General features: G+C 61.1%; 25 protein-coding genes and 1 pseudogene. 11 read left to right on the top strand and 15 right to left on the bottom strand.

The window, feature by feature from the left end:
• Window positions 1-54 precede the first annotated feature (54 nt).
• The 5 genes from pcaD (at window position 55) to RCCGE510_RS03880 (ending at window position 3,878) form a co-directional block, all read left to right on the top strand.
• Window positions 55-864: a 3-oxoadipate enol-lactonase gene (gene pcaD / locus RCCGE510_RS03900; protein WP_007627334.1), complete on the top strand. Its 810-nt coding sequence runs from the start codon at window positions 55-57 to the stop codon at window positions 862-864.
• Entirely contained in the window at window positions 861-1,262 is a 402-nt protein-coding gene (pcaC, locus tag RCCGE510_RS03895) for a 4-carboxymuconolactone decarboxylase (RefSeq protein WP_007627333.1), read from the top strand. The genes pcaD and pcaC overlap by 4 nt, the downstream gene beginning before the upstream one ends.
• A 9-nt stretch (window positions 1,263-1,271) precedes the next feature.
• Window positions 1,272-2,021 carry a protocatechuate 3,4-dioxygenase subunit beta gene (gene pcaH, locus RCCGE510_RS03890; RefSeq protein ID WP_007627332.1) on the top strand — a complete coding sequence of 250 codons (750 nt, stop codon included), beginning with the start codon at window positions 1,272-1,274 and terminating at the stop codon, window positions 2,019-2,021.
• A gap of 2 nt (window positions 2,022-2,023) precedes the next feature.
• Window positions 2,024-2,635 carry a protocatechuate 3,4-dioxygenase subunit alpha gene (gene pcaG, locus RCCGE510_RS03885; RefSeq protein WP_007627331.1) on the top strand — a complete coding sequence of 204 codons (612 nt, stop codon included), beginning with the start codon at window positions 2,024-2,026 and terminating at the stop codon, window positions 2,633-2,635.
• 196 nt (window positions 2,636-2,831) lie between these two features.
• The gene (locus RCCGE510_RS03880; RefSeq protein WP_007627330.1) at window positions 2,832-3,878 is read left to right on the top strand and encodes a 3-carboxy-cis,cis-muconate cycloisomerase; all 1,047 of its coding nucleotides are present in this window, start codon (window positions 2,832-2,834) and stop codon (window positions 3,876-3,878) included.
• Window positions 3,879-3,915: 37 nt separating this feature from the next.
• Here RCCGE510_RS03880 and RCCGE510_RS03875 read toward each other — a convergent pair whose 3' ends face one another.
• The 7 genes from RCCGE510_RS03875 to RCCGE510_RS03845 all read right to left on the bottom strand — a co-directional run bounded on the left by RCCGE510_RS03875 (window position 3,916) and on the right by RCCGE510_RS03845 (window position 9,544).
• Window positions 3,916-4,746: a shikimate dehydrogenase gene (locus RCCGE510_RS03875; protein ID WP_007627329.1), complete on the bottom strand. Its 831-nt coding sequence runs from the start codon at window positions 4,744-4,746 to the stop codon at window positions 3,916-3,918.
• The gene (locus tag RCCGE510_RS03870; RefSeq protein WP_037077685.1) at window positions 4,743-5,792 is read right to left on the bottom strand and encodes a Gfo/Idh/MocA family oxidoreductase; all 1,050 of its coding nucleotides are present in this window, start codon (window positions 5,790-5,792) and stop codon (window positions 4,743-4,745) included. Before RCCGE510_RS03870 ends, RCCGE510_RS03875 begins: the two co-directional genes overlap by 4 nt.
• A 39-nt stretch (window positions 5,793-5,831) precedes the next feature.
• A complete protein-coding gene (locus RCCGE510_RS03865) occupies window positions 5,832-6,596 on the bottom strand; it encodes an amino acid ABC transporter ATP-binding protein (RefSeq protein ID WP_007627326.1) in 765 nt (254 codons plus the stop codon).
• 55 nt (window positions 6,597-6,651) lie between these two features.
• On the bottom strand, window positions 6,652-7,293 hold the full coding sequence (locus RCCGE510_RS03860) for an amino acid ABC transporter permease (RefSeq protein WP_007627324.1): 642 nt from the start codon (window positions 7,291-7,293) through the stop codon (window positions 6,652-6,654).
• A 10-nt stretch (window positions 7,294-7,303) separates the two neighbouring features.
• A complete protein-coding gene (locus RCCGE510_RS03855; RefSeq protein ID WP_007627322.1) occupies window positions 7,304-7,972 on the bottom strand; it encodes an amino acid ABC transporter permease in 669 nt (222 codons plus the stop codon).
• Complete coding sequence (locus RCCGE510_RS03850; protein ID WP_007627321.1) at window positions 7,969-8,418, bottom strand: type II 3-dehydroquinate dehydratase; 450 nt, start codon at window positions 8,416-8,418, stop codon at window positions 7,969-7,971. Before RCCGE510_RS03850 ends, RCCGE510_RS03855 begins: the two co-directional genes overlap by 4 nt.
• 295 nt (window positions 8,419-8,713) lie before the next feature.
• Entirely contained in the window at window positions 8,714-9,544 is an 831-nt protein-coding gene (locus RCCGE510_RS03845) for a transporter substrate-binding domain-containing protein (protein WP_007627319.1), read from the bottom strand.
• A 219-nt stretch (window positions 9,545-9,763) separates the two neighbouring features.
• Between RCCGE510_RS03845 and RCCGE510_RS03840 the strand changes: the two genes are divergently transcribed.
• Window positions 9,764-11,659, top strand: a complete 1,896-nt coding sequence (locus tag RCCGE510_RS03840; RefSeq protein ID WP_007627317.1) for a sugar phosphate isomerase/epimerase and 4-hydroxyphenylpyruvate domain-containing protein — start codon at window positions 9,764-9,766, stop codon at window positions 11,657-11,659.
• Between the two features lie 11 nt (window positions 11,660-11,670).
• On the opposite strand, the gene RCCGE510_RS03835 is transcribed toward RCCGE510_RS03840, so the two are convergent.
• The 3 genes from RCCGE510_RS03835 to RCCGE510_RS03825 all read right to left on the bottom strand — a co-directional run bounded on the left by RCCGE510_RS03835 (window position 11,671) and on the right by RCCGE510_RS03825 (window position 13,711).
• A complete protein-coding gene (locus tag RCCGE510_RS03835; protein ID WP_007627315.1) occupies window positions 11,671-12,345 on the bottom strand; it encodes a GntR family transcriptional regulator in 675 nt (224 codons plus the stop codon).
• Between the two features lie 69 nt (window positions 12,346-12,414).
• Window positions 12,415-13,083, bottom strand: a complete 669-nt coding sequence (locus tag RCCGE510_RS03830) for a GntR family transcriptional regulator (protein ID WP_007627313.1) — start codon at window positions 13,081-13,083, stop codon at window positions 12,415-12,417.
• Between the two features lie 226 nt (window positions 13,084-13,309).
• Entirely contained in the window at window positions 13,310-13,711 is a 402-nt protein-coding gene (locus tag RCCGE510_RS03825) for a hypothetical protein (RefSeq protein ID WP_007627311.1), read from the bottom strand.
• Between the two features lie 414 nt (window positions 13,712-14,125).
• Between RCCGE510_RS03825 and RCCGE510_RS03820 the strand changes: the two are divergent.
• The 3 genes and pseudogenes from RCCGE510_RS03820 to RCCGE510_RS03810 all read left to right on the top strand — a co-directional run bounded on the left by RCCGE510_RS03820 (window position 14,126) and on the right by RCCGE510_RS03810 (window position 16,323).
• Window positions 14,126-14,955 (top strand): annotated as a pseudogene (locus RCCGE510_RS03820) (MBL fold metallo-hydrolase).
• 100 nt (window positions 14,956-15,055) lie between these two features.
• Window positions 15,056-15,430 (top strand): GFA family protein, encoded by a 375-nt coding sequence (locus RCCGE510_RS03815; protein WP_037077682.1) that lies wholly within the window; start codon window positions 15,056-15,058, stop codon window positions 15,428-15,430.
• On the top strand, window positions 15,427-16,323 hold the full coding sequence (locus RCCGE510_RS03810; RefSeq protein ID WP_007627302.1) for an alpha/beta hydrolase: 897 nt from the start codon (window positions 15,427-15,429) through the stop codon (window positions 16,321-16,323). The genes RCCGE510_RS03815 and RCCGE510_RS03810 overlap by 4 nt, the downstream gene beginning before the upstream one ends.
• Before the next feature lie 22 nt (window positions 16,324-16,345).
• Here the strand turns inward: RCCGE510_RS03810 and RCCGE510_RS03805 are convergent, their stop codons facing one another.
• Entirely contained in the window at window positions 16,346-17,098 is a 753-nt protein-coding gene (locus tag RCCGE510_RS03805) for a polysaccharide deacetylase family protein (RefSeq protein ID WP_007627301.1), read from the bottom strand.
• Window positions 17,095-18,189, bottom strand: coding sequence for a glycosyltransferase family 4 protein (locus RCCGE510_RS03800; protein ID WP_007627300.1), 1,095 nt, complete (start codon window positions 18,187-18,189; stop codon window positions 17,095-17,097). The genes RCCGE510_RS03805 and RCCGE510_RS03800 overlap by 4 nt, the downstream gene beginning before the upstream one ends.
• 180 nt (window positions 18,190-18,369) lie before the next feature.
• On the opposite strand from RCCGE510_RS03800, the gene RCCGE510_RS03795 reads away from it, so the two are divergent.
• Together RCCGE510_RS03795 and RCCGE510_RS03790 are read left to right on the top strand one after the other, a co-directional pair.
• Window positions 18,370-20,088, top strand: coding sequence for an adenylate/guanylate cyclase domain-containing protein (locus RCCGE510_RS03795; protein WP_007627299.1), 1,719 nt, complete (start codon window positions 18,370-18,372; stop codon window positions 20,086-20,088).
• Entirely contained in the window at window positions 20,088-20,969 is an 882-nt protein-coding gene (locus RCCGE510_RS03790) for an FkbM family methyltransferase (protein ID WP_007627298.1), read from the top strand. The genes RCCGE510_RS03795 and RCCGE510_RS03790 overlap by 1 nt, the downstream gene beginning before the upstream one ends.
• Before the next feature lie 114 nt (window positions 20,970-21,083).
• Here RCCGE510_RS03790 and RCCGE510_RS03785 read toward each other — a convergent pair whose 3' ends face one another.
• The 3 genes from RCCGE510_RS03785 to RCCGE510_RS03775 are packed head-to-tail and all read right to left on the bottom strand — an operon-like array spanning window position 21,084 to window position 25,205.
• Complete coding sequence (locus RCCGE510_RS03785; protein ID WP_037077677.1) at window positions 21,084-22,151, bottom strand: lipocalin-like domain-containing protein; 1,068 nt, start codon at window positions 22,149-22,151, stop codon at window positions 21,084-21,086.
• Window positions 22,141-24,549, bottom strand: coding sequence for an ABC transporter permease (locus tag RCCGE510_RS03780; protein WP_007627296.1), 2,409 nt, complete (start codon window positions 24,547-24,549; stop codon window positions 22,141-22,143). Before RCCGE510_RS03780 ends, RCCGE510_RS03785 begins: the two co-directional genes overlap by 11 nt.
• The gene (locus tag RCCGE510_RS03775; RefSeq protein ID WP_037077690.1) at window positions 24,546-25,205 is read right to left on the bottom strand and encodes an ABC transporter ATP-binding protein; all 660 of its coding nucleotides are present in this window, start codon (window positions 25,203-25,205) and stop codon (window positions 24,546-24,548) included. Before RCCGE510_RS03775 ends, RCCGE510_RS03780 begins: the two co-directional genes overlap by 4 nt.
• Window positions 25,206-25,692 lie beyond the last annotated feature (487 nt).

Here is a 25,692-nt window from a genome sequence, read left to right as displayed (position 1 = left end):
GAAGGTTGCGGCAGCCGGATGAGGGGCCGCCCCGGTTGAATTGAGGAGATTGACGTGCAGTTCGCCCGCATAAACGATGTGACGATCCATTATCAGGTCATCGGTGCGCCTGCCGACCGGCCGGTGATCGTTTTCATCAATTCGCTCGGAACGGATTTCCGCATCTGGCGCGACGTCGTGGTGCGGCTGGCCGGGGACTACGCCATCGTGCTTTACGACAAGCGCGGCCACGGGCTTTCCGATGTCGGCCAGCTCCCCTGCTCCATTGAGGACCATGCGACGGATCTCGCCGGTCTGCTCGATTTGCTCTCCGTCAAGAATGCCGTCATCTGCGGGCTCTCGGTCGGCGGCCTTATCGCCCAGTCGCTCTATCAGCGTCGGCCGGATCTCGTCGGCGCCCTGATCCTCAGCGACACCGCCCATAAGATCGGCACGGCAGAAAGCTGGAACGCCCGCATCGCCGCCGTCGAGAAAAACGGCATCACCAGCATCGTCGATCAGATCATGGAGCGCTGGTTCACGCCCGCTTTCCGCCGGCCCGAAAGCACCGCCTATGCCGGTTACTGCAACATGCTGACGCGCCAGCCGCTCGAGGGTTACATCGCCGCCTGCGAAGCGATCCGCGATGCCGATTTCACCGAAGCGGCAAGGAGGATCACTGTCCCGACGATCTGCATCGTCGGCGACCAGGACGGCTCGACGCCGCCCGATCTCGTGCTTTCCACAGCGAAGCTGATCCCCGGCGCTCGCTACGAGGTGATCGCCGATTGTGCCCATATTCCCTGCGTCGAGCAGCCGGAGGCGCTGACGGCGATCATCCGCACCTTTCTGACGTCTCTTCCTGCTGGAGAAACCAACCGATGAACGAGCCCGCCCCCTCCGAGCGTTATCGACAAGGCATGGCGACCCGCCGCGCCGTGCTCGGCGACGCCCATGTCGACCGCGCCGGCGCAGCGGCGACCGAGTTCGACCGCCCCTTCCAGGAGCTGATCACCGAAGCCGCCTGGGGTCATGTCTGGTCGCGCCCGGGGCTGACCAAGCGCGAGCGCTCGATCGTCACCATCGCGCTGCTTGCGGCGCTCGGCCAGGATGACGAGGTCGCCATGCATGTGCGCGCCACCGCCAATACCGGCGCCACTCGCGAGGATGTGTGCGAGGCGCTCCTACATGTGGCGATCTATGCCGGCGTTCCCGCCGCCAATCACGCGATCAAGATTGCCAAGCAGGCCTTTGAACAGATGGACGCCGAAAAGGCGGCCTGAGGGGGAGAGATGTCCGAATTAGTCAACCGCAAGCCCGAGACCGGCGCCTTCTTCGCCCGCGACCGCGCCTGGCATGCGCCGGCGCTGACCCCCGGCTACAAAACATCCGTGCTTCGTGCGCCGCAGCGTGCGCTGCTCTCGCTCGACGGCACGATCTCCGAAACGACCGGCCCGGTCTTCGGCCATTCGATGATCGGCGATCTCGACAACGACCTGATCCTGAATTATGCGCGCCCCGGCGAAAGCGCCATCGGCGAACGCATTATCGTCCATGGGCGCGTGCTCGACGAGCGGGCCAAGCCGGTTGCCGGTACACTGGTCGAATTCTGGCAGGCCAATGCCGGCGGGCGCTATCGCCACAAGAAGGAATCCTATCTTGCGGCGATCGACCCGAATTTCGGCGGCTGCGGTCGCGCCGTCACCGATGAGGAAGGCCGCTACCATTTCCGCACCGTTCGCCCCGGCGCCTATCCCTGGCCGAACGGCGTCAACGACTGGCGCCCCGCCCATATCCACTTCTCGATTTTCGGACACGGCTTTGCCCAGCGCCTGATCACCCAGATGTATTTCGAGGGCGACCCGATGATCTGGAAATGTCCGATCGTCGGCACCATCCCCGACAAGGCGGCGATCGAGCAGCTGATAGCACCGCTCGACTGGGGCAACACCATCCCAATGGATTCACGCGCCTATAAATTCGATATCGTGCTGCGCGGCCGCCGCTCGACGATGTTCGAAAACAGGCTGGAGGGCAACTGACCATGCAGCAGCTCGGCTACCTCAAGGAAACGCCGTCGCAGACGGCCGGTCCCTATGTCCATATCGGCCTGACCCCGAATTTCTGCGACATAACAGGCGTCTACGACAGCGATCTCGGCATCGAGATGGTCAACGAAAAGACGCTCGGCGAACGTATCACCGTCACCGGCCGCATCTTCGACGGCGCCGGCGCACTGGTGCGCGATGCCGTCGTCGAGATCTGGCAGGCCGACAGCGCCGGCCTCTACAACAGCCCGTCGGAAATGCGCGGCGCCGCCGATCCGAATTTCGTCGGATGGGGCCGTTGCCCGACCCGCGCCGAAGACGGTGTCTACAGCTTCGAAACCATCAAGCCCGGCCGTGTCCCCTTCAAGGACGGCCGCAGACAAGCCCCGCACATCACCGTCTGGATCGTCGCCCGCGGCATCAATATCGGCCTGCACACACGAATGTATTTCCCGGAGGAGACGGAGGCCAACGCCGCCGACCCGCTGCTTCAACGCATCGAACATCGCGAGCGTGTCGCCACCATGGTCGCCACCCGCGACGGCGCCACCTGCCAATTCGACATCCATCTGCAGGGAGCCAAGGAGACGGTGTTTCTGGATATTTGAGGGGGTTTTGGCGGCTTGTGTGGAGAGTGCCGTGCAAGTAGCCCCCTCACCCTACCCTCTCCCCGAGGGGAGAGGGGAACAGTGCCACACGAGATCACCTGGCCCATAGACGCTGGCATTGCCTCAAACCCCTTCCCCCTGGGGAAGAAGGTGGCGGCAGCCGGATGAGGGGGCTACCACCACAAACGAGCAATCCATGACCGCATCGCCCTTCGACCATCCCTTCCTCTCCGGCCTGCTCGGCGATGATGAAATCGCGCCCTATTTCTCCGCCGAGGCCGATATTCGTGCCATGCTCTCCTTCGAGGCCGCGCTGGCGAGGGCCGAGGCCAGCCATGGCCTGATCCCTGACGAAGCCGCAAGGCTGATCGCGGAAATCTGCGCCGGCTTTTCTCCCGACCTGCCCAGTCTGCGGGCGGCAACGGCACGGGATGGGGTGGTCGTGCCCGATTTCATCAAGCAACTGCGCATCGCGGTCGGCGAGGAAGCGGCAAAAAGCCTGCATATCGGCGCCACCAGTCAGGATGTCATCGATACCAGCCTGATGATCCGGCTGAAGGCCGTCGTCTTCCTGTTTGCCGGCCGGCTTTCCACTATTGCCGCAGGGCTCGATGGGCTCGATCGGCAATTCGGCCGCAACCGGCTGATGGGTCATACCCGTATGCAGGCGGCGATCCCGATCAGCGTCTCCGACCGTCTCCAAGCCTGGCGCGCGCCGTTGGAGACCTATCGCGACCGCCTGACCGAGCAGAATTTTCCCGTCCAGTTCGGTGGGGCTGCCGGCACCCTCGACAAGCTCGGGCCGCAAGGCCTGGCAATCCGAGCCTCGCTCGCCCAGGAACTCGGCCTCACCGATGCACCGCAATGGCAGAGCCAGCGTCTGCCGATCGCGGATATCGCCGGCCTGTTTGCGTCGATCTCGGGCAGCCTCGGCAAGATCGGTCATGATATCGCGCTGCTCGCCCAGGCCGGCCAAGAGATCGAAATATCAGGCGGCGGCACCTCCTCGGCGATGGCCCACAAGCAGAACCCCGTTTCCGCCGAAACCCTGGTCGCCCTCGCCCGCTTCAACGCCACGGCGCTGTCGGGCATCCACCAATCCCTCGTCCATGAACAGGAACGCTCTGGCGCTGCCTGGACGCTCGAATGGCTACTGCTGCCGCAGATGGCGATGGCAACCGCCGCCTCGCTGCGGCTGGCGGGGGAATTGGTGGGGAATATCCGGCGGCTTGGAGCGGCCTAAAGCGCGTCGCGATCTTTTACCTCAGGCGAAACGAGCATCAACCGAGCTTGGCGATTGCCCGCAAATTGTCGGCCGTCGTTGTCGGGAAATCGAAGAATTCGAGATAGGCGGGGATCTGTTCGAACAGCATATCCGTCCCGACTTGAAAGGCGCAGCCGCGAGCTCGGGCCGCCTCGAGGAAAGGGGTGATCTCCTTGCTCATCACCACTTCGCCGACGAAGGTCGATGGGGAAATGCGGTCGACATCAATCGGCAGAGGATCACCCCGTCGCATTCCAAGCGGTGTCGCGTTGATGACGATGTCGAACCCTGTTGGGTCCAGCGAGCCAATGGTGACGTGGAGGTGGGGATAATAGGTCTTCAACCGCTCGAGCAGCGCGGTTGCAGTTGCCTCATTGGCGTCGAAGATTGCCAGATGGGCGACACCCGCCTTCGCCAGCGATGCCGCGATCGCCGAGCCGACGCCGCCGGCGCCAACGACAAGCGCATGGGCGCCTTCGACCTTTCTGCCTTTGCGCCGAACACCGCGGACGAAGCCCTCGCCGTCGAACATGTCACCGATCAGCCTGCCGTCGGAATCGAGACGCACCGCGTTGCAGGAGCCAGCGACCTTGGCGTTGGTCGAGGCTTCGTCGAGCAGTGCCATCGTCGAAATCTTGTGCGGCATGGTAATCAGCGCGCCGTGAATATTGGAGAGCCGGAAGACAAGCTTCAGGAACGCCGGATAGTCGTCCGGCCGGCAGCCCATCGGCACGACGACCGCATCGATGCCGGTCTTTTCGAAATACGGATTGTAGATCAGAGGCGCCTTGAAGGACTCGGTTGGATAACCGAGGTGCGCGATGAGTTTGGTCGTCCCGGTGATCATGTGGCTAGACTTTCAGAGAGGTGGATCATCTGCCCCGAGCGCGCCGATCTCTTGATCGCTTCGACGACCGTGAGGGTCGCGAGGCCCTCGCGCCCGCTTACGAGGGGCGTGGCTTCGCCACGAATGACGTCGCAAAAATGTCGGAGCTGAAGACAAAGCGGATCGGCTGCTTCAAAGGGCACCCGCTCCTCGGCAAGCGGCTCCAGCCAATCCGGCTGCGCCGTCGCTGTCCAAAGCGTCAGATCGGGAATTGCGAGCGAACCCTTGGTGCCGCCGATCTGGTAACAATGGTTGTTGTAGCGGGGAAATGCTGGGTTCTCGCCGGTGGTCGCCTCCCAGCTCCAGGGCGCGGCCACGGCATCGCTACCGTTGAGCGTGGCGAGAACGCCGTTTGCGAACCGCAAGGAGACGACCGCCGTATCCTCGACGGCGTGGTCGCGCACGGCGTGCGATTCCATCGCCTGCACGGCTTCGACCTCGCCGAACAGAAATCGGAAGAGGTCGACATCGTGGATCAGGTTGACGAAAATCGGCCCGGCGCCGGCTTCCCGGCGCCAGGGGATGTCGAAATAGTCGTCAGGCTTGGCGACCCAGAAGGTGCCATGCACCGCGATGATCCGGCCAAGCCTGCCGCCGTCGACGATCTGTTTGGCCGTCTGGATCATCGGGTTGTAGCGCCGGTGATGGCCGACCAGGATCGGGATCCCTGCCTTCTCGCCGGCGGCAACCAGCGCCGCGGCGGCATCAACATCGTCGGCGATCGGTTTTTCGACGAGAACAGCGATGCCCGCGGCGGCGATCTCCATTCCGTTCTCGACGTGAAGCTGGTTCGGCGTTGCGACGATGACGCCGTCAGGCCTGTCCTCGGGACGAATATCCTCAAACCTAGCGTACCAACGGATGCCGGCATGGCAGGCAAAGTCGCGCCCGGTGGACGACGGATCGATCACGGCGGAGAGAACGGTTCCGGGTTCGGACATGACGCGCTCGGCATGGCGTCTGCCGATCAGGCCGGCACCCATGACTGCAATCTCCAGCGGCTTCATGATCGGCTCCCAGATTTTGATGACGCATCCGCCCTGCCCCTACTTCCGCAGGATTTCTCCGAGAAATTTCCTGGTGCGCTCGTGCTGCGGGTTGGTGAAGAATTCGGCGGGCGGGGCTTCCTCGACGATCGCGCCGCTGGCCATGAAGATCACCCGATCGGCGACCTGGCGGGCAAAGCCCATCTCGTGGGTGACGCAGATCATCGTCATGCCCTCATCGGCCAGCCCGATCATCGTATCCAGCACCTCCTTGACCATCTCCGGGTCGAGCGCCGACGTCGGTTCATCGAACAGCATCACTTTCGGCCGCATGCAGAGCGCCCGGGCAATGGCGACGCGCTGCTGCTGGCCGCCCGAGAGCTGGACCGGGTACTTGTCGGCCTGCTCCAGGATCTTGACCCGCTCCAGCAGCCCGCGAGCGCGCTCCTCGGCTTCCGCCTTGCCGACGCCGATCGCCTTCATCGGCGCCAGCATGCAGTTCTGCAGCACGGTCAGATGCGGAAACAGATTGAACTGCTGGAAGACCATGCCGACCTCACGGCGGATCGCATCGATGGTCTTGGCCTGGTCGCTGAGAACGATGCCGCCAACCCGAATTTCGCCCTTCTGGTAAGTCTCGAGATGGTTGATGCAGCGAATGAGCGTCGACTTTCCGCTGCCGGAAGGCCCGCACAGCACGATTCTCTCGCCGCTGCGCACCGTCATGTTGATGTCGTGAAGGGCTTGAAACGAGCCATACCACTTTTCCACCTGCGCCATGGAGATCATGGTTTCTGCGGCCTGGGCGGGCATGGAACTGGTCATCGGTAGAACTCCAGGATTGGCGGCCAAGGCCGCATCGAAGAACAAGGGATGCGGATCAGCGCGCAGAAGCGGCAAACCGTCGCTCAAGGCGCGCGCCGAGGATCGTCAGCGGGCAACACATCAGGAAGTACAGAATGCCGACGACGCCGAAGACGGTCAGCGGCTGGAAGATCTGATTGGAGATGATGTTGCCGGCTCGCGTCAGTTCGGTGAAGCCGACGATCGAGGCAAGAGAAGTGCCTTTGATCAACTGCACGAGGAAGCCGACTGTGGCTGGCAGCGAGATACGCAGCGCCTGCGGCAGGATGACATCCCTCATGCGGGAGATGTAACGGAGGCTCAAAGCCTTTGCCGCTTCCGTCTGGCCGCGCGGGACCGCTTCAATCGAGCCGCGCCAGATCTCGCCGAGATAGGCGCTGGCATGAAGCGTCAGTCCGATGGCGACGGCCACCCAGGCATCGAGCATCAGCCCGACCAGAGCGAGGCCGTAATAGGTGACGAAAAGCTGCATCAGAAGCGGCGTTCCCTGGAAGACGGCGATGTAGCCGGCGGTCAGGCGTTCCAACAACGGGATGCCGGAGACGCGGGCCAGAGCGACACCGAGCCCGGCAATGCAGCCACAGACGAAGCCGACGGCGGACAGGACGACAGTCCATTTCAGGCCGATCAGGAGGAAGACGAACTCGTCGTGACCCATGGAATTCCTCCTACTTGACGGGATATTTGAAGTAGCGGGCCGAAAACAGCGCAAACAGGCGCATCATCAGCCAGGAAATCACGAAATAGAAAACCGTGACGGTGAAGTAGACTTCGAAGCTCCGAAAGCTCTCCGATTCGATCCGCTGGGAGACGGAGGTCAGTTCGTAGGCGGAAATTGCCGAGGCAATGCTGGTGGTCAGCGTCAACAGCACGAACTGGCTGGTCAGCGACGGATAGATCGCCCGCAATGCCGGCTTCAGGATGATCAGCCGGAAGACCTGCGCCTTGTGCAGGCCAAGCGCCAGACCGGCTTCCATCTGCCCCTTCGGAATCGACTGTACGCCGCCGCGAATGATCTCGATTGCATAGGCGCCGCCATTGATGCCGAGCGCGATGATCGCCGTCGGCGTCGGATCCAGCCTGATGCCGGTGAGCGGCAGCGCGAAGTAGATGAAGAAGATCTGCACCAGGAACGGCGTATTGCGGATCAACTCGACGAAAGCGATGACCAGCCACCGCACCGGCTTCAAAGCAGAGTCGCGCAAGGCAACTCCGCCAATTCCGATGACGATCGCCAGCAGCATCCCACAAATGGCAAGCAGGAATGTCCCGAGACAGCCGAGCAGCAGACTTGGCAGTCCATCGATAACCGGGGTGAAGTCCAACTTATAATTCATGCCTTCGCTGCTCCCACCATGTCGGCCATAGCTTCTATGGCGAGCTCATAACCGCGGGCGCCGAAGCCGATCATGATCGCCGTTGCGACCCGCGAGATCAGCGAATTGTGGTAGATGCTTTCGCGCGCATGAACATTCGAAATGTGCAGCTCGATCTTCGGCGGGTCGAACATCTTCAGCGCATCGAGAAGGGCGATAGATGTGAAAGTATAGCCGGCCGGATTGATGATGATGCCGCAGGCCTCTCTGCGGGCCTGATGCACGCTTTCGACCAGCTCGCCCTCGAAATTGGTCTGGCGGAAGTCGATGGCAAAGCCGAGGCTCCCAGCCTTTGCGAGGCACTTGTCTCTGATGTCGGCCAGCGTCGTCGAACCGTAGATGGCGGGCTCGCGCTCACCGAGCAGGTTGAGGTTCGGTCCGTTGAGCACAAAGATGGTTCTGGTCATGTCGCGCACCTCAGGGCCTTGGGCATGGCGGTTGCGTTGACGGGCATGGCATGCCCGCCTTCATGGAAAAGGTTCGTCTAGAGATCGCCGCCCGCCCCTCATCCGGCTGCCGCCACCGACCGGGGTCGAGCCACGGGTCTCGACCCGTCCTTCGGACCCCCGCTTGCGGGGAGAAGGGACCAAGCAGCAACCTCTCCGTCCGTCACCGGCGTCTCGCTGGGCACGTCCCCTCTCCCCGTTTCGCCCCGTTTACGGGGAGAGGGTTAGGGTGAGGGGCAGCCATCTTACCGTTGGCTCATTGCGCCGCGAACGGAATGCCTTCCAGCTTTTCCGGGAACTCCGGAACCGGGACCTTCATCCACTTGTCGTAGACGGTTTTGAGCTCGCCGTTTGCCTTGATCTTGTCGATGAAGGTATTCAGCGCCGCATTGATTTCCTTCTCGCCGAGACGGGTGCAAGCGCCGTTGTAGAGTTTCTGGAACTCAAGCTTGTTTTCGAATTCGCCCGGACGGGCCTTTTCGACGCGGTCCATATAGAAGATATTGCCGCCCAGCGTATCGACCTGGCCGGAAACGAGGGACTGGACGCTGGCAGCGTCTCCGTCATAGCGCCGGATCGTCGTGCCTTCGGGCGCGTTCTTTGTCACCTGCGTGTCCTGCGCTGCACCCTTGGCGACGCCGACGCTGAACTTGGCCATGTCGGCATTCGTCTTGATCTCTGCCGATTTAGGACCGATCAGAACGATGGCATTGGCCACATAGGGCTTGCTGAACTGCACGGCTTTTGCGCGATCCGGCAGCATTGCCATCGTTGCAAACAGAACGTCGACGCGGCCGGCCGTCAGGGCCGGAATGCGGTTGTTGACTTCAAGCGGCACGAACTCGACGGTAACACCCAATTCCTTGGCGAACAGCGTCGCGATGTCGGCGTCGAGGCCGTCCTGTTTGCCGCCGCTGGTCACAAAACCCCAAGGCGGGTTGTCACCCTGAATTCCGACGATGATCTTACCGCGAGCCTTGATTTCATCCGGCGTGATCGCGGCGGCCGGTTGCGCCAAGGTAACGGCAGCCACCAGGGCTGCAGCTCCGAGCATGGCGTTTCGGCGCGTCAGCATAGACTTGAACATATGATTCCTCCTCTTTGGCGGTCGTTCGACCGGACAGCCACCTCACCTTTTGACTGTGGGCAATGATTGCCAGAGACGGGCGACTAAATCAACAGAGTTTTTCGAAATCATATGAGATTTTATAATGCCTCGATGTATTTTAATTCCTCACGAGATTTGCAATAATAGGTGAGAGCGAGTTTTCGCGGCTTTCGCTGCCGATACCGAAAGGGCTTTGATATGAAGACCTCGATTGCAACTGTGACGATCAGCGGCGAACTGCCTGAAAAGCTCGAGGCGATCGCCCGAGCGGGCTTCGACGGCGTCGAGATTTTCGAAAACGATTTTCTGGCATTCGACGGAAGCCCGGCCGATGTCGGAAAACTCGTCCGCGACCATGGCTTGGAGATCACACTGTTTCAGCCGTTTCGTGATTTCGAGGGCATGCCGGAGCCGCTTAGAAGCCGCACTTTCGATCGCGCCGAGCGGAAGTTCGACGTGATGCAGCAGCTTGGAACGGATCTGGTGCTGGTCTGCTCGAACGTCTCGCCGGCCGCCATCGGCGGTATCGACCGGGCGGCTGAGGATTTCCGGGAACTCGGCGAGCGGGCCGCCCGGCGCGGACTGAGGGTTGGCTACGAGGCGCTCGCCTGGGGTCGCCACATCAGCGACCATCGCGACGCCTGGGAGATCGTGCGGCGCGCCGATCATCCGAATGTCGGTCTCATTCTCGACAGCTTCCACACCTTGTCGCGCAAGCTCGACGTCAATTCCATTCGCTCGATTCCCAAAGAGAAGATCTTCATCGTCCAGCTTGCCGATGCGCCGCTGATCGACATGGACCTGCTCTATTGGAGCCGCCACTTCCGAAATATGCCTGGAGAAGGCGATCTTCCGGTCACGGCGTTCACCGAAGCCGTCGCTGCCACAGGTTATGACGGCTATTTCTCGCTGGAGATTTTCAACGACCAGTTTCGCGGCGGTTTCTCGCGGGCAATTGCTGCCGATGGTCACCGCTCGCTGATCTACCTGGGCGATCAGGTGCGTCGCCATCTCGGCGTCGGCAGCATGGCCGGGGCGGCGATGCCGCAACGGGCTGCCGTCAAAGGTGTCGGCTTCATCGAGTTTGCCACGGACGAGGAAGATGAAGTCGAGCTGGTGGCCTTGCTGCGCACCCTCGGCTTCAAACAGACTGCCGTCCACCGCACGAAGAAAGTCTCCCTGTTCGAGCAGGGCGAGATCCGAATCCTCGTCAATGTCGATCAGGCGGGATTTGCCAATGCGGCCTACGCCGTGCATGGGACGTTCGCCTATGCGATCGCCTTGGTCGTCGACGACGCGGCAAAGGCATATGCACGCGCCCTTGCCCTGGATGCCGAGGCATTCAGCCAGCCGGTCGCGGCGGGTGAGTTGGAGCTGCCGGCCATTCGGGGTGTGGGCGGCGGGATCGTCTATCTGATCGACGACAAGAGCGCCTTGGGCCGCTTTTCCGAGATCGACTTTCGGCCGGTCACCGACGACGCCCAGACGGCGGACGCCGGCCTTTTTCGCGTCGATCACGTCGCCCAGACGGTCGGCTATGATGAAATGCTCACCTGGCTGCTGTTCTACACGTCGATCTTCGAGACGCATAAGACCCCGATGGTCGACATCATCGATCCAGCCGGGGTGGTGCGCAGCCAAGTCGTCGAGAACCAGTCGGGCGCGCTGCGCATCACCATGAACGGAGCCGAAAATCGCCGCACCCTGGCCGGACATTTCATTGCCGAAAAGTTCGGGTCCGGTATTCAGCACCTGGCATTTTCAACCGACGACATTTTTGCAACCGCCGAAAAACTTCGTGGCTGCGGTTTCAGGTCCTTGCACATTTCGCCGAACTATTACGACGACGTCGAAGCCCGCTTCGGGCTCGATCCCGTCATGACCGAGCAGCTGAAAGCAGAGAACATCCTCTATGACCGAGACGAGCATGGCGAATATTTCCAGCTCTATAGCGGCACCTATGGAGAGGGTTTCTTTTTCGAGATCGTCGAGCGCCGCGGCTACCGGGGATATGGTGCCCCGAACGCAATTTTTAGGATCGCCGCGCTGAAACGGCAAATGCGTCCGGAAGGAATCCCGAAAGACGCTTATTGAGTTCTTTTGGCTTAGCGAATGCGGGTACTCTTCAGCACATGCTCTACCCCGCTTTGAACGTGCCGTCTGACCACCTCGGTCGCGCCGGCGACGTCACGTTGAATGGACAGTTCGAACAAAAGCCGGTGGTCGTCGACGACAGGCTTTCCGCGAAAGCTTTCGGCCAGCATATGGTAACGAAGGAAGCGGTCGAACACCGACGACAGTGTCGCCATCAGCGTCGCTGAATTGCAGGCAGAGACGATCGCCTGATGGAACTCCCAATCGTATCGGACCCAGTCGACCGTGCGCGAGACGTCGCCTGTCAGCAGCTTGCGCTCGGCGGCAGCCAGCCGGTGATGGGCAGCGACGATGCGCCCCTCCCATTCGAGATTTCCCGCAGCGAAGGCAAGGCCGATCGCATGCGTTTCAAGAACGATCCTCAGGTCGGCAAGCTCCAGCAGCTCCCGCCGCGAGGCAGGGCTGACTTCAAATCCGCGCTGCCCTTCGGCGACGACAAGGTTCTCCGTGGTCAGCCGGCTCAGAATTTCGCGCAGCGATGAAATGCCGATCGAGTAGCGCTCCTTTGCCTGCTCCAGCTTGATCTTCGCCCCCGGCGGCAATATCCCCGATATGATATCCTCGCGGATCTGCCGGAAGACGACATCGCTTACTGTTTCAGCCGGGTCGTTGACGTGCTTGAGCATGGCTTTTCCTGGTTTCGCCGAAATGCAATCTATGTGGTGGACCTGAAGCGAAGCGATATCGGATCACTGCTATTTCAGCGTCCCTTTGGCCAGCGCATGTTCGACCCCGCCCTGGATATGCAGCACGAGCACCCGCTTGGCCGTCTCCGCATCCCGGCGCAGCGCCGCATCCAGAAGCTGCTGGTGTTCATTGGCTGCGACATCGCCGCGATAGGACAAGGCGACCATCTGATAGCGCAGATAGCGGTCGAAGATCACAGAGTGGGTCTCCATCAGCAGTTTCGATCCGCAGGCGGCTATCAAGGCCTGGTGGAATTCCCAGTCGTAGCGCTTCCAGTCCTCGGCCCTGCTGGTGTCGCCGGATGCCATCACCTGTTCCATCCGCGCCAGTTTGTAGTGGGCAGACACCAGCGGCGCCTCCCACTCCACGTCGCCATGCATGAACGACTGCTCCAGTGCGTGGGTTTCGAGCAGAAGCCTGAGCGCCGCCGTCTCCTTGAGGTCGGAAACCGATACCGGAGAAACCTCGAAACCCTTTTGCCCTTCGGCAACGACAAGGCCCTCTGAGGAGAGCCGGTTCAGCACCTCTCGGAGCGTGCTGATGCTGGTCTCGTAGGCCTCCTTCAGGCTTTCCAGCTTCAATTTCTGTCCGGGCGTCAATCGCCCGAAAATGATGTCGGCCCGAATGTGCCGGTAGCTGCTCTCGGCGATGGTCTCGTTTACAACAGGCTGGAGCATCACGAGTCTCTTATATTTCTCATATCATCAGATATATCGCGTTTCCTTCATGCCAAGCAAGAAAGCATTCGCGCAATACCGAACACAATTTTCTCATATGATGGTGGTTTCCGCGGACACTGAATGGCTGCGGTGCGGACTTAGGTTGATCAGGCTTGCTCTCGCTGTTCCGTCACAGATGCGTGTCACATCGACCCTCGACGGATGATCCAACAATCGTCGGCGTCTATGCACCTTTTGGCAAATGCACAGGAAGATAGCTTAAGGGAACAAGGTGGGTATCGAGATCGGGGCCTTCCCATTGGCCTGGGTCATAGAAAATGCCGTTATCAGCGTCATACAGGATAAAATGGTCTCCTTGGACATGGACGACCGCCACTCCCATGACGTCGCCCCAGCTCTCCACCTTGCGTACGTCGCCGATATGCCACCCCAACTCGCTCAAGACGGAGCTGAGTTCTTTCCACGTGGTGTAATGATTAATCTGTGCACCCCAATTGATCATGCTGGCAAGTTGGCCGTAGGGCCTGCCCGTCAGCATCTGCAAGACAAAAATGCCGCAACCGTCATCCCTCGGGCGTTGCGTTACAAATTGAAAGCGGACCTTTGCGGGGTTGGGTTGCGCCATGGCTCAGTTCTCCAATTCATTCGGTAGTGGCCGCTCAATCGGGCGATGGGCGCGGGCGACCGGCAAAAACAGTTCCATTGCGCGGGGTGCTTGATTTCTCTGGCGTGGAATCCGCGATGCTTGCAGGCTGCATCCTGGCGGGAGGTGACAGCAATTGTTTTTTCAGTCGCGCGCAACCATCTAATAGGCATGACTTACGGGAAATGTCCCCGCCTCAGCAGCGCGTTTACCGAAAACCAACCATACTGGCTTGCTTTCCGGAGCGAAAGCCGATTGCTTAGGAAAATCTACTCCTTCTTCCGCTAACGGTTAGGAGAATGAGAGGGGCACAGGCAAACCCGTGGAATTCTACTGCTTCGCATCGGGATAAACTATGTTTACGATGGCGATGCGGGAAGGCCGGTTTGAAGAACGATGACGACAGAACTGTTTCAGGTAAAATTTTGGGGCGTCCGCGGCAGTATTCCCGTATCGGGCCCTGAGTTCGACCGCTACGGCGGTAACACGTCCTGCATCGAAATTCGCTGCGGAAAACATCGGATGATCTTCGACGCGGGCTCCGGCCTGCGCGAGGCAGGGCTGTCATTGCTCGCCGACGGCGTCAGCGACGTCGATCTGTTCTTCAGCCATTGCCATTACGACCACATCATCGGCCTGCCCTTCTTCAAGGCGATCTATTATCCCTCGATCAATGTCAACATCTGGTCCGGCCATCTCGACGGCAAGATGAGCACGCGGGAAATGGTCGAGCAGTTCATCAGCCCACCCTGGTTTCCGGTCAAGACCGACATCTGCCAGGCGACGATGAACTTCCGCGATTTCCATTCCGGACAGGTGCTGACGCCCCACGAGGGCATCGAGATCAAGACCTTCATGCTCAACCACCCGGGCGGCGCCATCGGCTACCGCATCGAATGGCAGGGCCGTTCGGTCGCACTGATCTATGATATCGAGCATATTCCAGGCGCTTACGACCCGGTTTCGCTGGAGATGATGAAGGGTGCCGATCTCGTCGTTTACGACTGCACATACAATGAAGACGAGATGCAGCGTTTCAAGGGCTTCGGCCATTCGACCTGGGAGCACGGCACCGAGCTTGCAAAGATAGCCGGCGCCAAACGCTTCGCCCTGTTCCACCACGCCCCTCGCGCACGGACGAACAGCTGGCGCAGATGGAAACGCAGGCGCAGGTCGCCTTCCCAGAATCCTTTGCCGCCCGCGACAATCAGATCGTGGTGATCTAGCGCACTACAGACCGCTTTCGCGTCTGCAGCCCACTAACGGAACAGATCCTGGGCCAGACCGTTTTCCGGGCAGCGCAAGATCTATGAAACGGGTATCACTATGACCGTCCTTTCCGGAAAGTGCCTTTGCGGGCAGGTGCACATCTCTGTTCGCGGTGACCCCATTCGCGTTGGGATCTGTCATTGCATGGACTGCAGGAAGGAAAGTGGTTCGGCTTTCACCTTCTATGCGATGTGGCCCGCCGAGCGGTTCGAACATGCAGGGGAAACCGGCGAATTCCAAGGCCGACGGTTCTGCACAGGCTGTGGCTCGCGGCTGTTTTCCATCGATGAGCACGAGGCGGAAATTAAGCTCGGCATTCTGTCAGAAGCCCCGACGCCGCTGGTGCCCAGCTACGAGCTCTGGATCAAGCGTCGGGAACCGTGGCTGCGGCCGGTGGAGGGCGCGGAGCAGTTTGAGGAAGACCGAAGGTGATCGAGGACCTCGGAGGCTCTCCGACGGCCAGCCTCGTCCGGCATCGCCGGATCAACGCTGCCGGCGTCGAGACTTTTTATCGCGAAGCCGGCAGGCCCAACGCTCCTGTCTTGTTACTGCCGCACGGATATCCCTGCTCGTCCTATGAGTTCCGCAATCTCATGCCGCGCCTTGCCGATCGCTGGCGGCTGATTGCGCCGGATTTCCCGGGTGCGGGTTACAGCGGCACGCCCGATGATTTTGACTACAGCTTCGATGGCTATGCCGCCTGGCTCGAAGCCTTCCTGGGCGCGCTAGACGTCGATCGGTTCGCCCTCTACCTCCACGATTTCGGCTCGCCGATCGGTGCGCGGCTGGCAATCAGAGCGCCTCAGCGCATCGTGGGGCTGATCATCCAGAATGGCGATATCCCTTATGAGGATGCGCTCGGGCCTAAATATGCGGACATCGAGGCGACATGGACGCTTCCCAGAGCGGAGATGAGGAAGGAGCTGGCGAAGGCTATCAGCGAGGCGACCTTCAGGGAGGAATTCCTCAACGATCTGCCGCGGCCTGTTGCCGACACGATCCCGCCCGATCTCTGGAAGCTACATTGGTCGCTGGTGACGCCGCGGCGCAAGGAAATCGCCATCGACCTGATCGCCGGACTGAAGGAGAACCGGGCCTGGTTCCCGGAACAGCGGAAATACCTCAGGCAATACCGGCCGCCGACCTTGATCGTCTGGGGTCCCAACGACCACTACATGCCGGAAAAATCGGCGCGAGCCTACCTCCGAGATCTGCCGGATGCCGAACTGCATCTGCTCGACGGCGGGCACTGGCTGCTCGAGACCCATCTCGATGAGGTCGCAGCGCTGATGCGAGATTTCCTCGGGCGCGTTCATCCCGCCTGATCGGCCATCTGATCGGCAAAGCTCACCGCTTGAGAAGTGCCGATGCCGCCGACCAGTGGACGGCGGGATGCCGGCCTGTCGCTGCAAACAAGGCCGACAGGAAATCCCATGCCGCCGCGTCATGAACGAGATGGTGGGTGAGAACGCCGATCGGCTCGTCGCTGCCGCCATAACGGTGGCCAAGCTCAGCGACCAGCTCGGCGACCAGCTCCGCCTCGGCTCGGCCGCCGCGCGTGCCGTGCCAATCGATGATGTCGACATGGGTGTTGACAAGCGGCACCGGGCCGTCCTGCCTTGCCCGCCCATAGACCGAAAGGGCTGCAAACCCGAGCCTCGGCAGCGCCGGGATGAGGGCCGCATCGATCCGGTTCCACGGCGGCACCAACACCGGCAGGAACCGGGTGGGATAGAGACGCTGCAGCAACAGCAGCCCTTCGCCCAATTCGCCGAGCACGACCGCTGCGGGCCGATCACCGCCGAGTTCCTGCTTTTTGCCCTCCGGTCTCGCATGGTTCGTATGCGACCAGCCATGCACGGCGACAGTGACGCCTGCTTCCGCCGCCAGCCGGGCAGCCAATGCCTCGCCGGTCCGGCCGGGAATGACGGCAAGCGTCAGCGGGATTTTGCTTTCACCTGTCAGCGCCAGCAGCGTCTCCAGCGCCGGCGTCGGCTCGACGGCATCGTCATCCCGCAGCCAGAAGCGTGCCACGCGGCCGGTCGCCTGCCAGCGGTCAAGCTCGCGGCGCAGTGGCTCCCAGATCGTCTTGTCGGTCATCGCCGTACTCCTGTTGCAGCATTGTCCCGCAAAATTCCGTCCAATATTTCCGCCGCCGTCGCCAGCGAGCGTTGCCCGAGCACGAAGCGCCGCGCTGCCTTGCCCATGGCGTCGCGCCTCTCCCTGTCATCAAGCAGGGCAGCCACGGCCGCGGCATAGGCGGCGACATCGCCATCTCCCCCCAGCAGGCCGGTCACCCCAGCCTGAACCACCGCAGGCACCCCCGCCGTGTCCTGCGCCACGACCGGCAGGCCGGCGGCCTGGGCTTCCAGATAGGCAAGACCATAGGCCTCGCCGCAGCCGGGCCAGACATAGATGCCGCCGCCGCCCAGCAATTCGGCGATTTCGGCCGCATCCCGCTCGCCCAACCATTCGATGCGGCCGGTGGAAAAACCGGCAAACAGCGCCTGCACCTCATGGCGCATCGGCCCATCGCCGATGACGGCAAGCGTCCAGGGCCGGTCTTCGATCAGCCGCAACGCCTTTGCAAGCATCGCATAACTCGCCATCTTGTCGCCCGCCCGCATCATCGCCACCGTCATCAGCCGCAGCGGATCGGGCGCCGGTGAGACCCTCTCGAACAGCGCCGTGTCGATGAAGGGCTTGAGACCGGCAAGCCGCGCCTGCGGGAAGGCGGCCGAAAGCCCGGCCCGGTCTCGCGCGGTGAAGCTGATATTGACCGCCGCCTGCAGGATCGCCTCGCCCACGCGTTTCTGCACGCCTGCCCAGCCGGTCCTGTCGCGTTTGGCCGCATAGGAGGCTTCGGCAGTGACATAGGCAATGGCGAATTCGGCAGAAATCACCGGCCCGAACGGATCCGGCGATTTGTAATAGGGGTGATAGCAGAACCAGAGATCAGGTCGCAGCACTGATGCCCATTTTTCCCGCAGCCGCTGCAGTTCGGCACCGATCGCCGGTTCGAGTGCCACTGCCGCCTCCGGTGTCGCGGCATAGGTGCGGAATTCCGAGATGACCTCGACCTGATGACCGGCGTGCTCCAGCGCCCGGATCAACAGCCGCGCCATCAGCCGGTCGCCTGACGGCACCGGATGGTTCGGCGATTTCATCGGCGCGTAGAAAGCCACTCGCATCCGCATTCCTCACGTAGAGACACAGTGTTTCTAACCGGCATGGCCTGTGGCGAAACTCCGCTATTGTCCATTTCTCTAAAACTTGCGCATAAGCATATGGAATGTGATCGCGATGGAAGCAATTCCGCCTCTTTCTCAATTTCTATGGGCCTGCGGTTGCATCGACAAGAACGGGAATGAATGACGACGGTCTCGGCCACAGGGATTTTTTCGGAGCGTACGATCAGAAGGGCGAGGCTCGGTTCCGGCCTCGTCATTTTCATCTTCGTCCTGATGCATTTGTCGAACCATGCGGTCGGCCTGATTTCGATTTCGGCTGCCGACAAAGCCGCCCGGCTCTTCATGGCGATCTGGCGCAATCCTCTCGGTACCGCCATCCTCTATTCGTCGATTCTGATCCATATCGCGCTGGTGCTGCGCGCCATCTATATGCGCCGCAGCCTGGTCATGCCAAAGGGCGAAATGGCGCAGATCGTGCTCGGCCTGCTGATCCCGTTGCTTCTCATCGATCACGTCATCGGCACGCGCATCGCCCACGAACTCTATGGCTATATCGATGACTATGAGACGGTCGTCGGTTCGCTGTGGATCAGGGCTCCGGGGAACGGTTTGCGCCAGGCAGCCGGTCTTGTCGCCGTCTGGATCCACGGCTGTATCGGCCTGCATTTCTGGCTGCGCTACCGCCCCTGGTATCCGGGCCTGGCGCCGCTGCTGCTGGCGCTGGCGATCCTCGTGCCAGTGCTCTCGCTGCTCGGCTTCGTTGAAATGGGCCGCACGCTGGCCGACCCCTCCTACCAGCAGGCGGTCGCCAACAGCCCCTATAAGGCGACGGTCAACGCCCGTTATGCCTCGAACCCGGAGGTTTACCGTCAGGTCGCGACCATCCGCGCCGGGCTTTACGGGGCTTTTTCGGCCTCGTTGCTCATCGTCGTCGTCGCCCGCGCCCGGCGCAAGCTGAAGGAGCGCCTCAACCAGGTGGCCGTGCATTATCCGGGCGGCGAGGTGATCCAGGTGCCCCGCGGCTTCTCGGTGCTGGAAGCAAGCCGGCTCGGCGGCCTGCCGCATTATTCCGTCTGCGGCGGCAAGGGCCAATGTTCCACCTGCCGTGTGCAGATCCTCGGCGATTACGAAAACCTGCCGGTTCCCGACAAGATGGAACAGACGACGCTCAGGCGCATCAATGCCGGCCCGGATGTGCGGCTTGCCTGTCAGCTTCGCCCGAACCGCGATGTCGCGGTGGCGCCACTGCTCGTGCCGGCGCTCGAAGCGGCCCTTCCCGCCAACAGCCAGGAGACCAGCCCCGGCCGCGAGCGCGAGATCGCCGTGCTCTTCGTCGATATCCGCCATTTCACCACCCTGACGGAAACCCGTCTGCCCTTCGATGTCGTCTTCCTGCTGAACCGCTATTTCGCCATCATCGGCAAGGCGGTGGAGCAGGCCGGCGGGCGGCTCGACAAGTTCATCGGCGATGGCGCCATGGCGCTTTTCGGCCTCAACACCGCACCGGAGGAAGCCTGCCGCCAGGCGCTCAGCGCTGCCGCGACGATCGTCGCCGAGATCGAGAAACTCGCTGCGGAATTGGCCGAAGAACTGGCGCTGCCGCTGCGCATCGCGATCGGCATTCACACCGGCCCGGCCGTCGTCGGCACGATGGGATACGGCCGGGTGCGCAGCATGACGGCGATCGGCGATACCGTCAATGTAGCGAGCCGGCTCGAAAGCGTTGCCAAGGAGTTCGAAGCGGCGATCGTCATTTCCGAACCGGTGGCGACCCTCTCCGGCGCCGATCTCGCCGGCATCGAAAGCCGTGAAATCAGCGTGCGCGGCCGGGCCCTGCCGTTGAAAGTCTACATCATTCCGAGAGAGAAAGCGGCAGAACCGCTTAAAGGAAACGCATGATGCCCGGCAAACCGTGGCTCACCGCCAAATATTGGAGCCGTCGCCTGCGCAAGGCGTGCAATGCCGCCGCCTCGCGCTTCTTCGATACCCGCTTCGGCCGTCGCCTGCTGATCGAGACTATCGGCCCGCGCGTCGTCTCGATGACGGTCGATGCCGGCGATCATCTGATGACGTTTTCGCCTTCCGACTATATCGGCCGGAAGGTCTTCCGGAAGGGCCATTTCGAGCGCGGCGCGGTCGACCGGCTGATCGTCATCCTGCGCGAGCGCGGCCTCTTGCGAAAGGACGCGACGCTGCTCGAGATCGGCGGCAATATCGGCACCCAGACCGTCTACTTCGCCTTGAGCGGCACCTACGCCAATATTGTCAGCATCGAGCCCGATCCGCGCAATTTTCCACTGCTTGCCCTCAACATTCGCCAGAACCGGCTGGAGGAAAAGGTCCGCCTCGTCAACTGCGCCGCCGGCGAGAGCGACGGCGCGATCGATTTTTTCCTCAACCGCAACAATCACGGCAAGAGCAGCGCCATCCGCCAAAGCCCGACGGACAAGAAGATCAGCGTGCCTGTGAAACCGGTTCCCGAAATCCTCTCCGGCCTTTCGATCGACCCGGCCGAAATCGGACTGATCTGGATGGACATCGAGGGCTACGAGCCGGTCGCCTGCCGCTCGATGCAGGGACTGCTTGGCCGCCGCGTGCCGCTCTACATGGAATTCACCCCGCTCTTCTACGGGCGCGAGGGGACGAAAGCCTTCACAACGATGCTTGCAAGCTTTTACGAGGATTGCCTCGTTCTCTTCGAGGACCGCGAGCAAGAGATGAAGGTCCGGGACCTGCCGGGCGGGTACGATCAGTACAACGTGCTGTTTTTGCCCACATAATGTCTTACCCGACGTGGAACGCTGGAAAGAGCCCAGGTCGGAGGCTGGCGCTTCCACGACGGTCGCTCGCCTGGAAAACGGAAAAATCTCGTCAACGATGTGCGAGCTGAGAGTTTAGTACCCGGTCATTTCGAGATATCCGACACCTGACGTGGAGCCCGTGAAGTTTATCGGCCCTTCCCAATAGGGCGTCGAAGTCGCCATCCAGGACTGGTCGTTCAACGGTTTGGTCGTGATATCAAGTGACCTGCCCGGCACGCGAATACGCCACTCTACCGGCATCTGGTGCCCATTCACCATCGCCTCTCGTGTTGGCTCCAACTGAACGTCGCCTTGCGAAAGGGGTGCCGTTCGCCCATCCGCAGATATCCAGTTTGCGGAGATGAACCCGTCCTTGTTATCACGCAGGCGAAAAGCCATCAGCTTATCGCCGGATTCCATATGCAGTGAGAACCAGTCCCAGCCTGTTTGATTGGACGCAAGCGGCTGCGACGACCACTCTCGATCCAGCCAAGCCTTACCGGTGACTTCAACCGGCGCCCCGGAGATCGAAATAGCGCCTGAGACCCCATAGAAAGGCTGCGAGTAGTAATAGCTCGCCTGCCCGTCAGCCGACTTCACGGAGAAGCCGTTGTCACCCTGCAGCACCAGCGGGCCGTCGGCCTTGAGGTGCAGACCATAGCTGAAATCCGGCCCGTTTGCGGAGAGCGAAAGGTTGCCGAGAGTATGCGGGTCAGCTCCATCAGCAGCCATCTGCCAGTCGTCGATCCACGCCCGAAACGGCGTTGTCTCAACGCCCGCTTGTCCGACGCCTCCCCGGCCAAAGCGCTCTGCGACATACTGGTGGGTTTGAGTGGTGATAGCCGCATGTCCGATCCAGACCTGTGGATCCGCGAAGCCTTCTTCATTTCCCGGGGCCAATGCGGATCGAAAGAGCGTCCATTGCGCGCCGTACTGCTTTTTATCCTCGCCCGTGAGGTTGGCAGTCACATACCACCACTCAATCCGGTAATCGGGATGAGCGCCGTGATCGGCGGGAAACGAGAGAGTGCCGCCATGTTTCGGGATCGCAAATCCCTGGGCATCCGACCCCAGCCCGGCAAAGCCCTGTGCGAAGACATGTGCGCTTGCGCAACTCATAATAACAGCCACCAGTACAACTGCCTGCATTCTAACGTTCATCAGCAAAGATCCTCAACAGATCGACGGGATTGACCGAGGCCAGACGCCGAACGGGAACCAACACCGACAGCACTGACGCCAGGAGAGCGATTGTTCCCAGCCGAAGCCAGTCCATAGGAAACACCATCATCGGCAACCGCCAACCGAAGGCCTCGACGTTCACGATCGCCAGCAGCACCCAGGCCAGGGCGAGACCGACGGGGATCGCCGCCAGAAATGTTGCAAGCCAGAGCGCAAGTGTTCGCGCAACTTCATAGAGCGCCAGGTTTCGTCGCCGCACACCCATTGCCCATACCGGTGCGAGCTGAGGAAGCCGAATACCTGACAGCGTCAAAAGACTTGAGAACATGGCAAATCCTGCCACAGCCAGGGTGAGGACATTCAGCGCACCCGTCACTTTGAAGGTCTGGTCGAAGATGGCTCTCGATTGTCGCTTGAGCGAGGCCTGGTCAACGATCGCGGTATCGGGCAGACCGAATTCTTCTACCAGCTGACGCTTGAGATCCGAGGCTCGCTCGGGAGGCACTCGGACGCCGTAGCGAAGTTTCGGTACATCGGGATAGTGATCGACCAGGCCATTGATCCCGACGATCACTTGGTCATTCGGGTTGCCATAGTCCGAATACACACCGACGACAGTCACGCTCCAGCCTCCAGGCATCACCAATGGCTGGCCGATCTTGGCTTCGCCGCGACGCCACATCTGCTCGTTGATCAGAGCGCTCTGCCCCGCGGCGACCTTTTCCCAGACCTCCTTGTCTGAAGCAATCAAGGGCCAATGCTCACGATAGGTGGGATCATCCGCAACGCCGAAAATCTGGATCTGCTCACCGAGGACCTCGGCGTCGACGCTCCAGATTGGAAGCACTGCTGTCGCGTGTTGCGGAAGCCAGGCCCGCAGCCGCGCAGCTTCATCCTCATCCTTGGCGGTCACGTAAAGCTCTGCGGCCAGGCGTTGATCCAGCCACCCGATGAACGTCAACCGGAAACTGGAGACCATCGTGCCGACGCCGATGTTCGCCGACAATGCGAGCAGCAGGGCAATCAAAGCCAGCGACAAGCCAGGGAGTTGCATGCGGGTGTCTGCCCAGAACCATTCTACCAGGGCGCTCCCTGCCGATCGATGAGCTGCGGTCAGGATAAGGGCAAGAAGTCCAGGCAGCATAAGAGCTGTTCCGAGCAACAGGCAGCCGAGCACCGCAAAGCCCGCCACGAGGCCGGATGCGGTGATCGCAACGACGACGGCCAGGACAAGCAAAAATGCGCCAGCTCCGGCCTGATAAGCCAGTGATCTGGCGGACTCTCTTGCCCATGCCCGCGGTTGAGCGGCAGCCAAGATCGGCAGCTTCCAAACCCGCCAAAGGCTCTGCGCTGAGGAGACAGCGGTTCCGCCAAGGGCAATCGCCAGTCCCGCCAACCACCACTCCGGCCGAATGGAAAGCGAACCCGATACATTGGCCCCATACAAGCCCCTGAGCGTGGCAGCCACACCCGGCATTAGCAGCGAAGCGATCACGTACCCAAGGATGACGCCGATCAAACCCGATACCAGCGCCAGCACCGCAAGTTCGGCCACAAGCATGAAGGACAGCGCTCGAACAGAGACACCAAGGGACCGCAGCGTTCGAAAGGTGCCACGACGCTGCTCGAAGGTCAGGCCGGTGGCCGAGTAAACGATAAAAAGCCCAACGACGAATGAGAGAAAGCCGAAAGCGGTCAGGTTGAGATGGAAACTATCGGTAAGACGGGCAAGGTCTGGCTGGCCGGCTGGTTCGCGAATCGTCAGTCCGGGCGCAATCCGGTCGAGAGCCTGGGCTTTGACCTCTTGATTGGCAGCGACCACCAGACGGTCAATCCTCCCGTGCTTCTCGAGTAACCTGTCAGCGACGGATATATCGACGAAGGCGGCGCCATCGGGGACATTGTCGTCGACTTTGACAGGCATGTCCGTGCCCCCGCGCAGCCGTTCGGCAGTCGCACTCGATACCAGAAGCAGGCCACCGGCTGAAAAAAAGCCCGAGAGATCCGAACCGCTGACGATCGTCGCACCCGGAGTGTCTCTTGGCATCGTCAGAGGTTCGATGCCAATCAGCCTAATTCTTGTGGTTCCGAGACGGTAGTTTCCCTCAATGACCGGCGAAACCTGCAAACCCGCTCGACGCAGGTTTCCATAGATTTCGGTCGTGATACCGCCACCGTTCTTGGCGACGATCTGTCGAAGACTGCCCTGCTCCAGAACGGACGACGCCCGTGCGTAACTTGCCCTGGCCTCGGCGTTGATTGCCTGGACACCGGACCAAAGAGCCGTAGCGAGCGCAATTCCCATTACCAGGGTGAGCAACTGAAGCGGTTTTCGGCGCCAGTGTGAAAGGAGTGCTGCCAACGCGACAACCTTCATCCGACAATCTTCCCACCGCGAAGAACGACTGTTCGGTCCAGACGACCTGCAAGCCTCGCAGAGTGAGTGACAAGCAGGAGAGCCGATCCCGCTGTCCGCGCCAGACTGACCATCAGGTCAAGGACGACATCCCCGGACTGCTCATCTAGATTGCCCGTTGGTTCGTCGGCGAGAATGAGTGGCGGTCGAGCGGCCAAGGTTCGTCCGATTGCGACGCGCTGCTGTTGCCCTCCAGATAGCTGCTCGGGGTATCTGGCGGTGTAATCGCCCAGCCCCAATCTATCGATCAACTCTTTTTCCCAAGCGCGGTCGTACTGGTTCGCGAGCTTGGCGTGGAACGAGATATTGGCCGCGACAGCCAGCGACGGAATGAGATTGAACTGTTGGAAGACGAGTCCGACCTCGGTCCTGCGGTAGTGTGCGCGTTCGTTTTCACTGAATTGGTTCAGATCCCGGCCGTTCATGACGACGGAGCCACTATCTGCATGGTCCAGTCCTCCAGCCAGATGCAGCAGCGTACTTTTGCCACTGCCGGACTCTCCGGTCAGGGCAACGCTTTCGCCCGCTGCGACGCCCAGATCGACGCCCCTCAATATCTCAATCGGGCCTTCAGCGGTCGAATAGGATTTTTTGACGCCGGACAGCGTTAGGATCATCATGAACTCTGGGGGCGGCATTGATCGGTGCGTTATCCTCAACTAGGTGAGGCTCGACTTCACGACAAGGTCCGAAAATCGGCTGGCCGACGATCAGTTCCTCGCGTCGGCTGCCGCCAGGACTCTTCAGAGTTCTCGAATAAGGATCGCCGCGGTCTTGGGGCCGGACACCGCCTTCGTTCAAGCGAGGGAGCTGCGAGTTCGCCTGCGGAAAAGCGGAAAATTACTCCCAAATTGTCCTCATCGAAAACGGTCCAAGGCTTTGTCGGCGGCGTCATCCGCCAGTGCGATTGGTTCGTTGCTTTGGTGGATAAAGCCGTTCATCCTGTTTCGAACCGGTTTTCTCGCCACTGATGGAGCTCTTCGGCGGCTTGGTGGTGTCAATGACCAAACGCGACTGCGGAGCTAAGCAATGAAGCAACCTATCGAGTGTCATGGCGGTTTGATTGAGAAGCCGCATTCCCTCGGCTTGTCTGCAAATGCTGAG

It is taken from the genome of Rhizobium sp. CCGE 510, assembly GCF_000292525.1.
Classification (GTDB): Bacteria; Pseudomonadota; Alphaproteobacteria; order Rhizobiales; family Rhizobiaceae; genus Rhizobium.
Note: the sequence above shows the minus strand (reverse complement) of the source record. Positions and strands in the feature narration are given on the sequence as shown.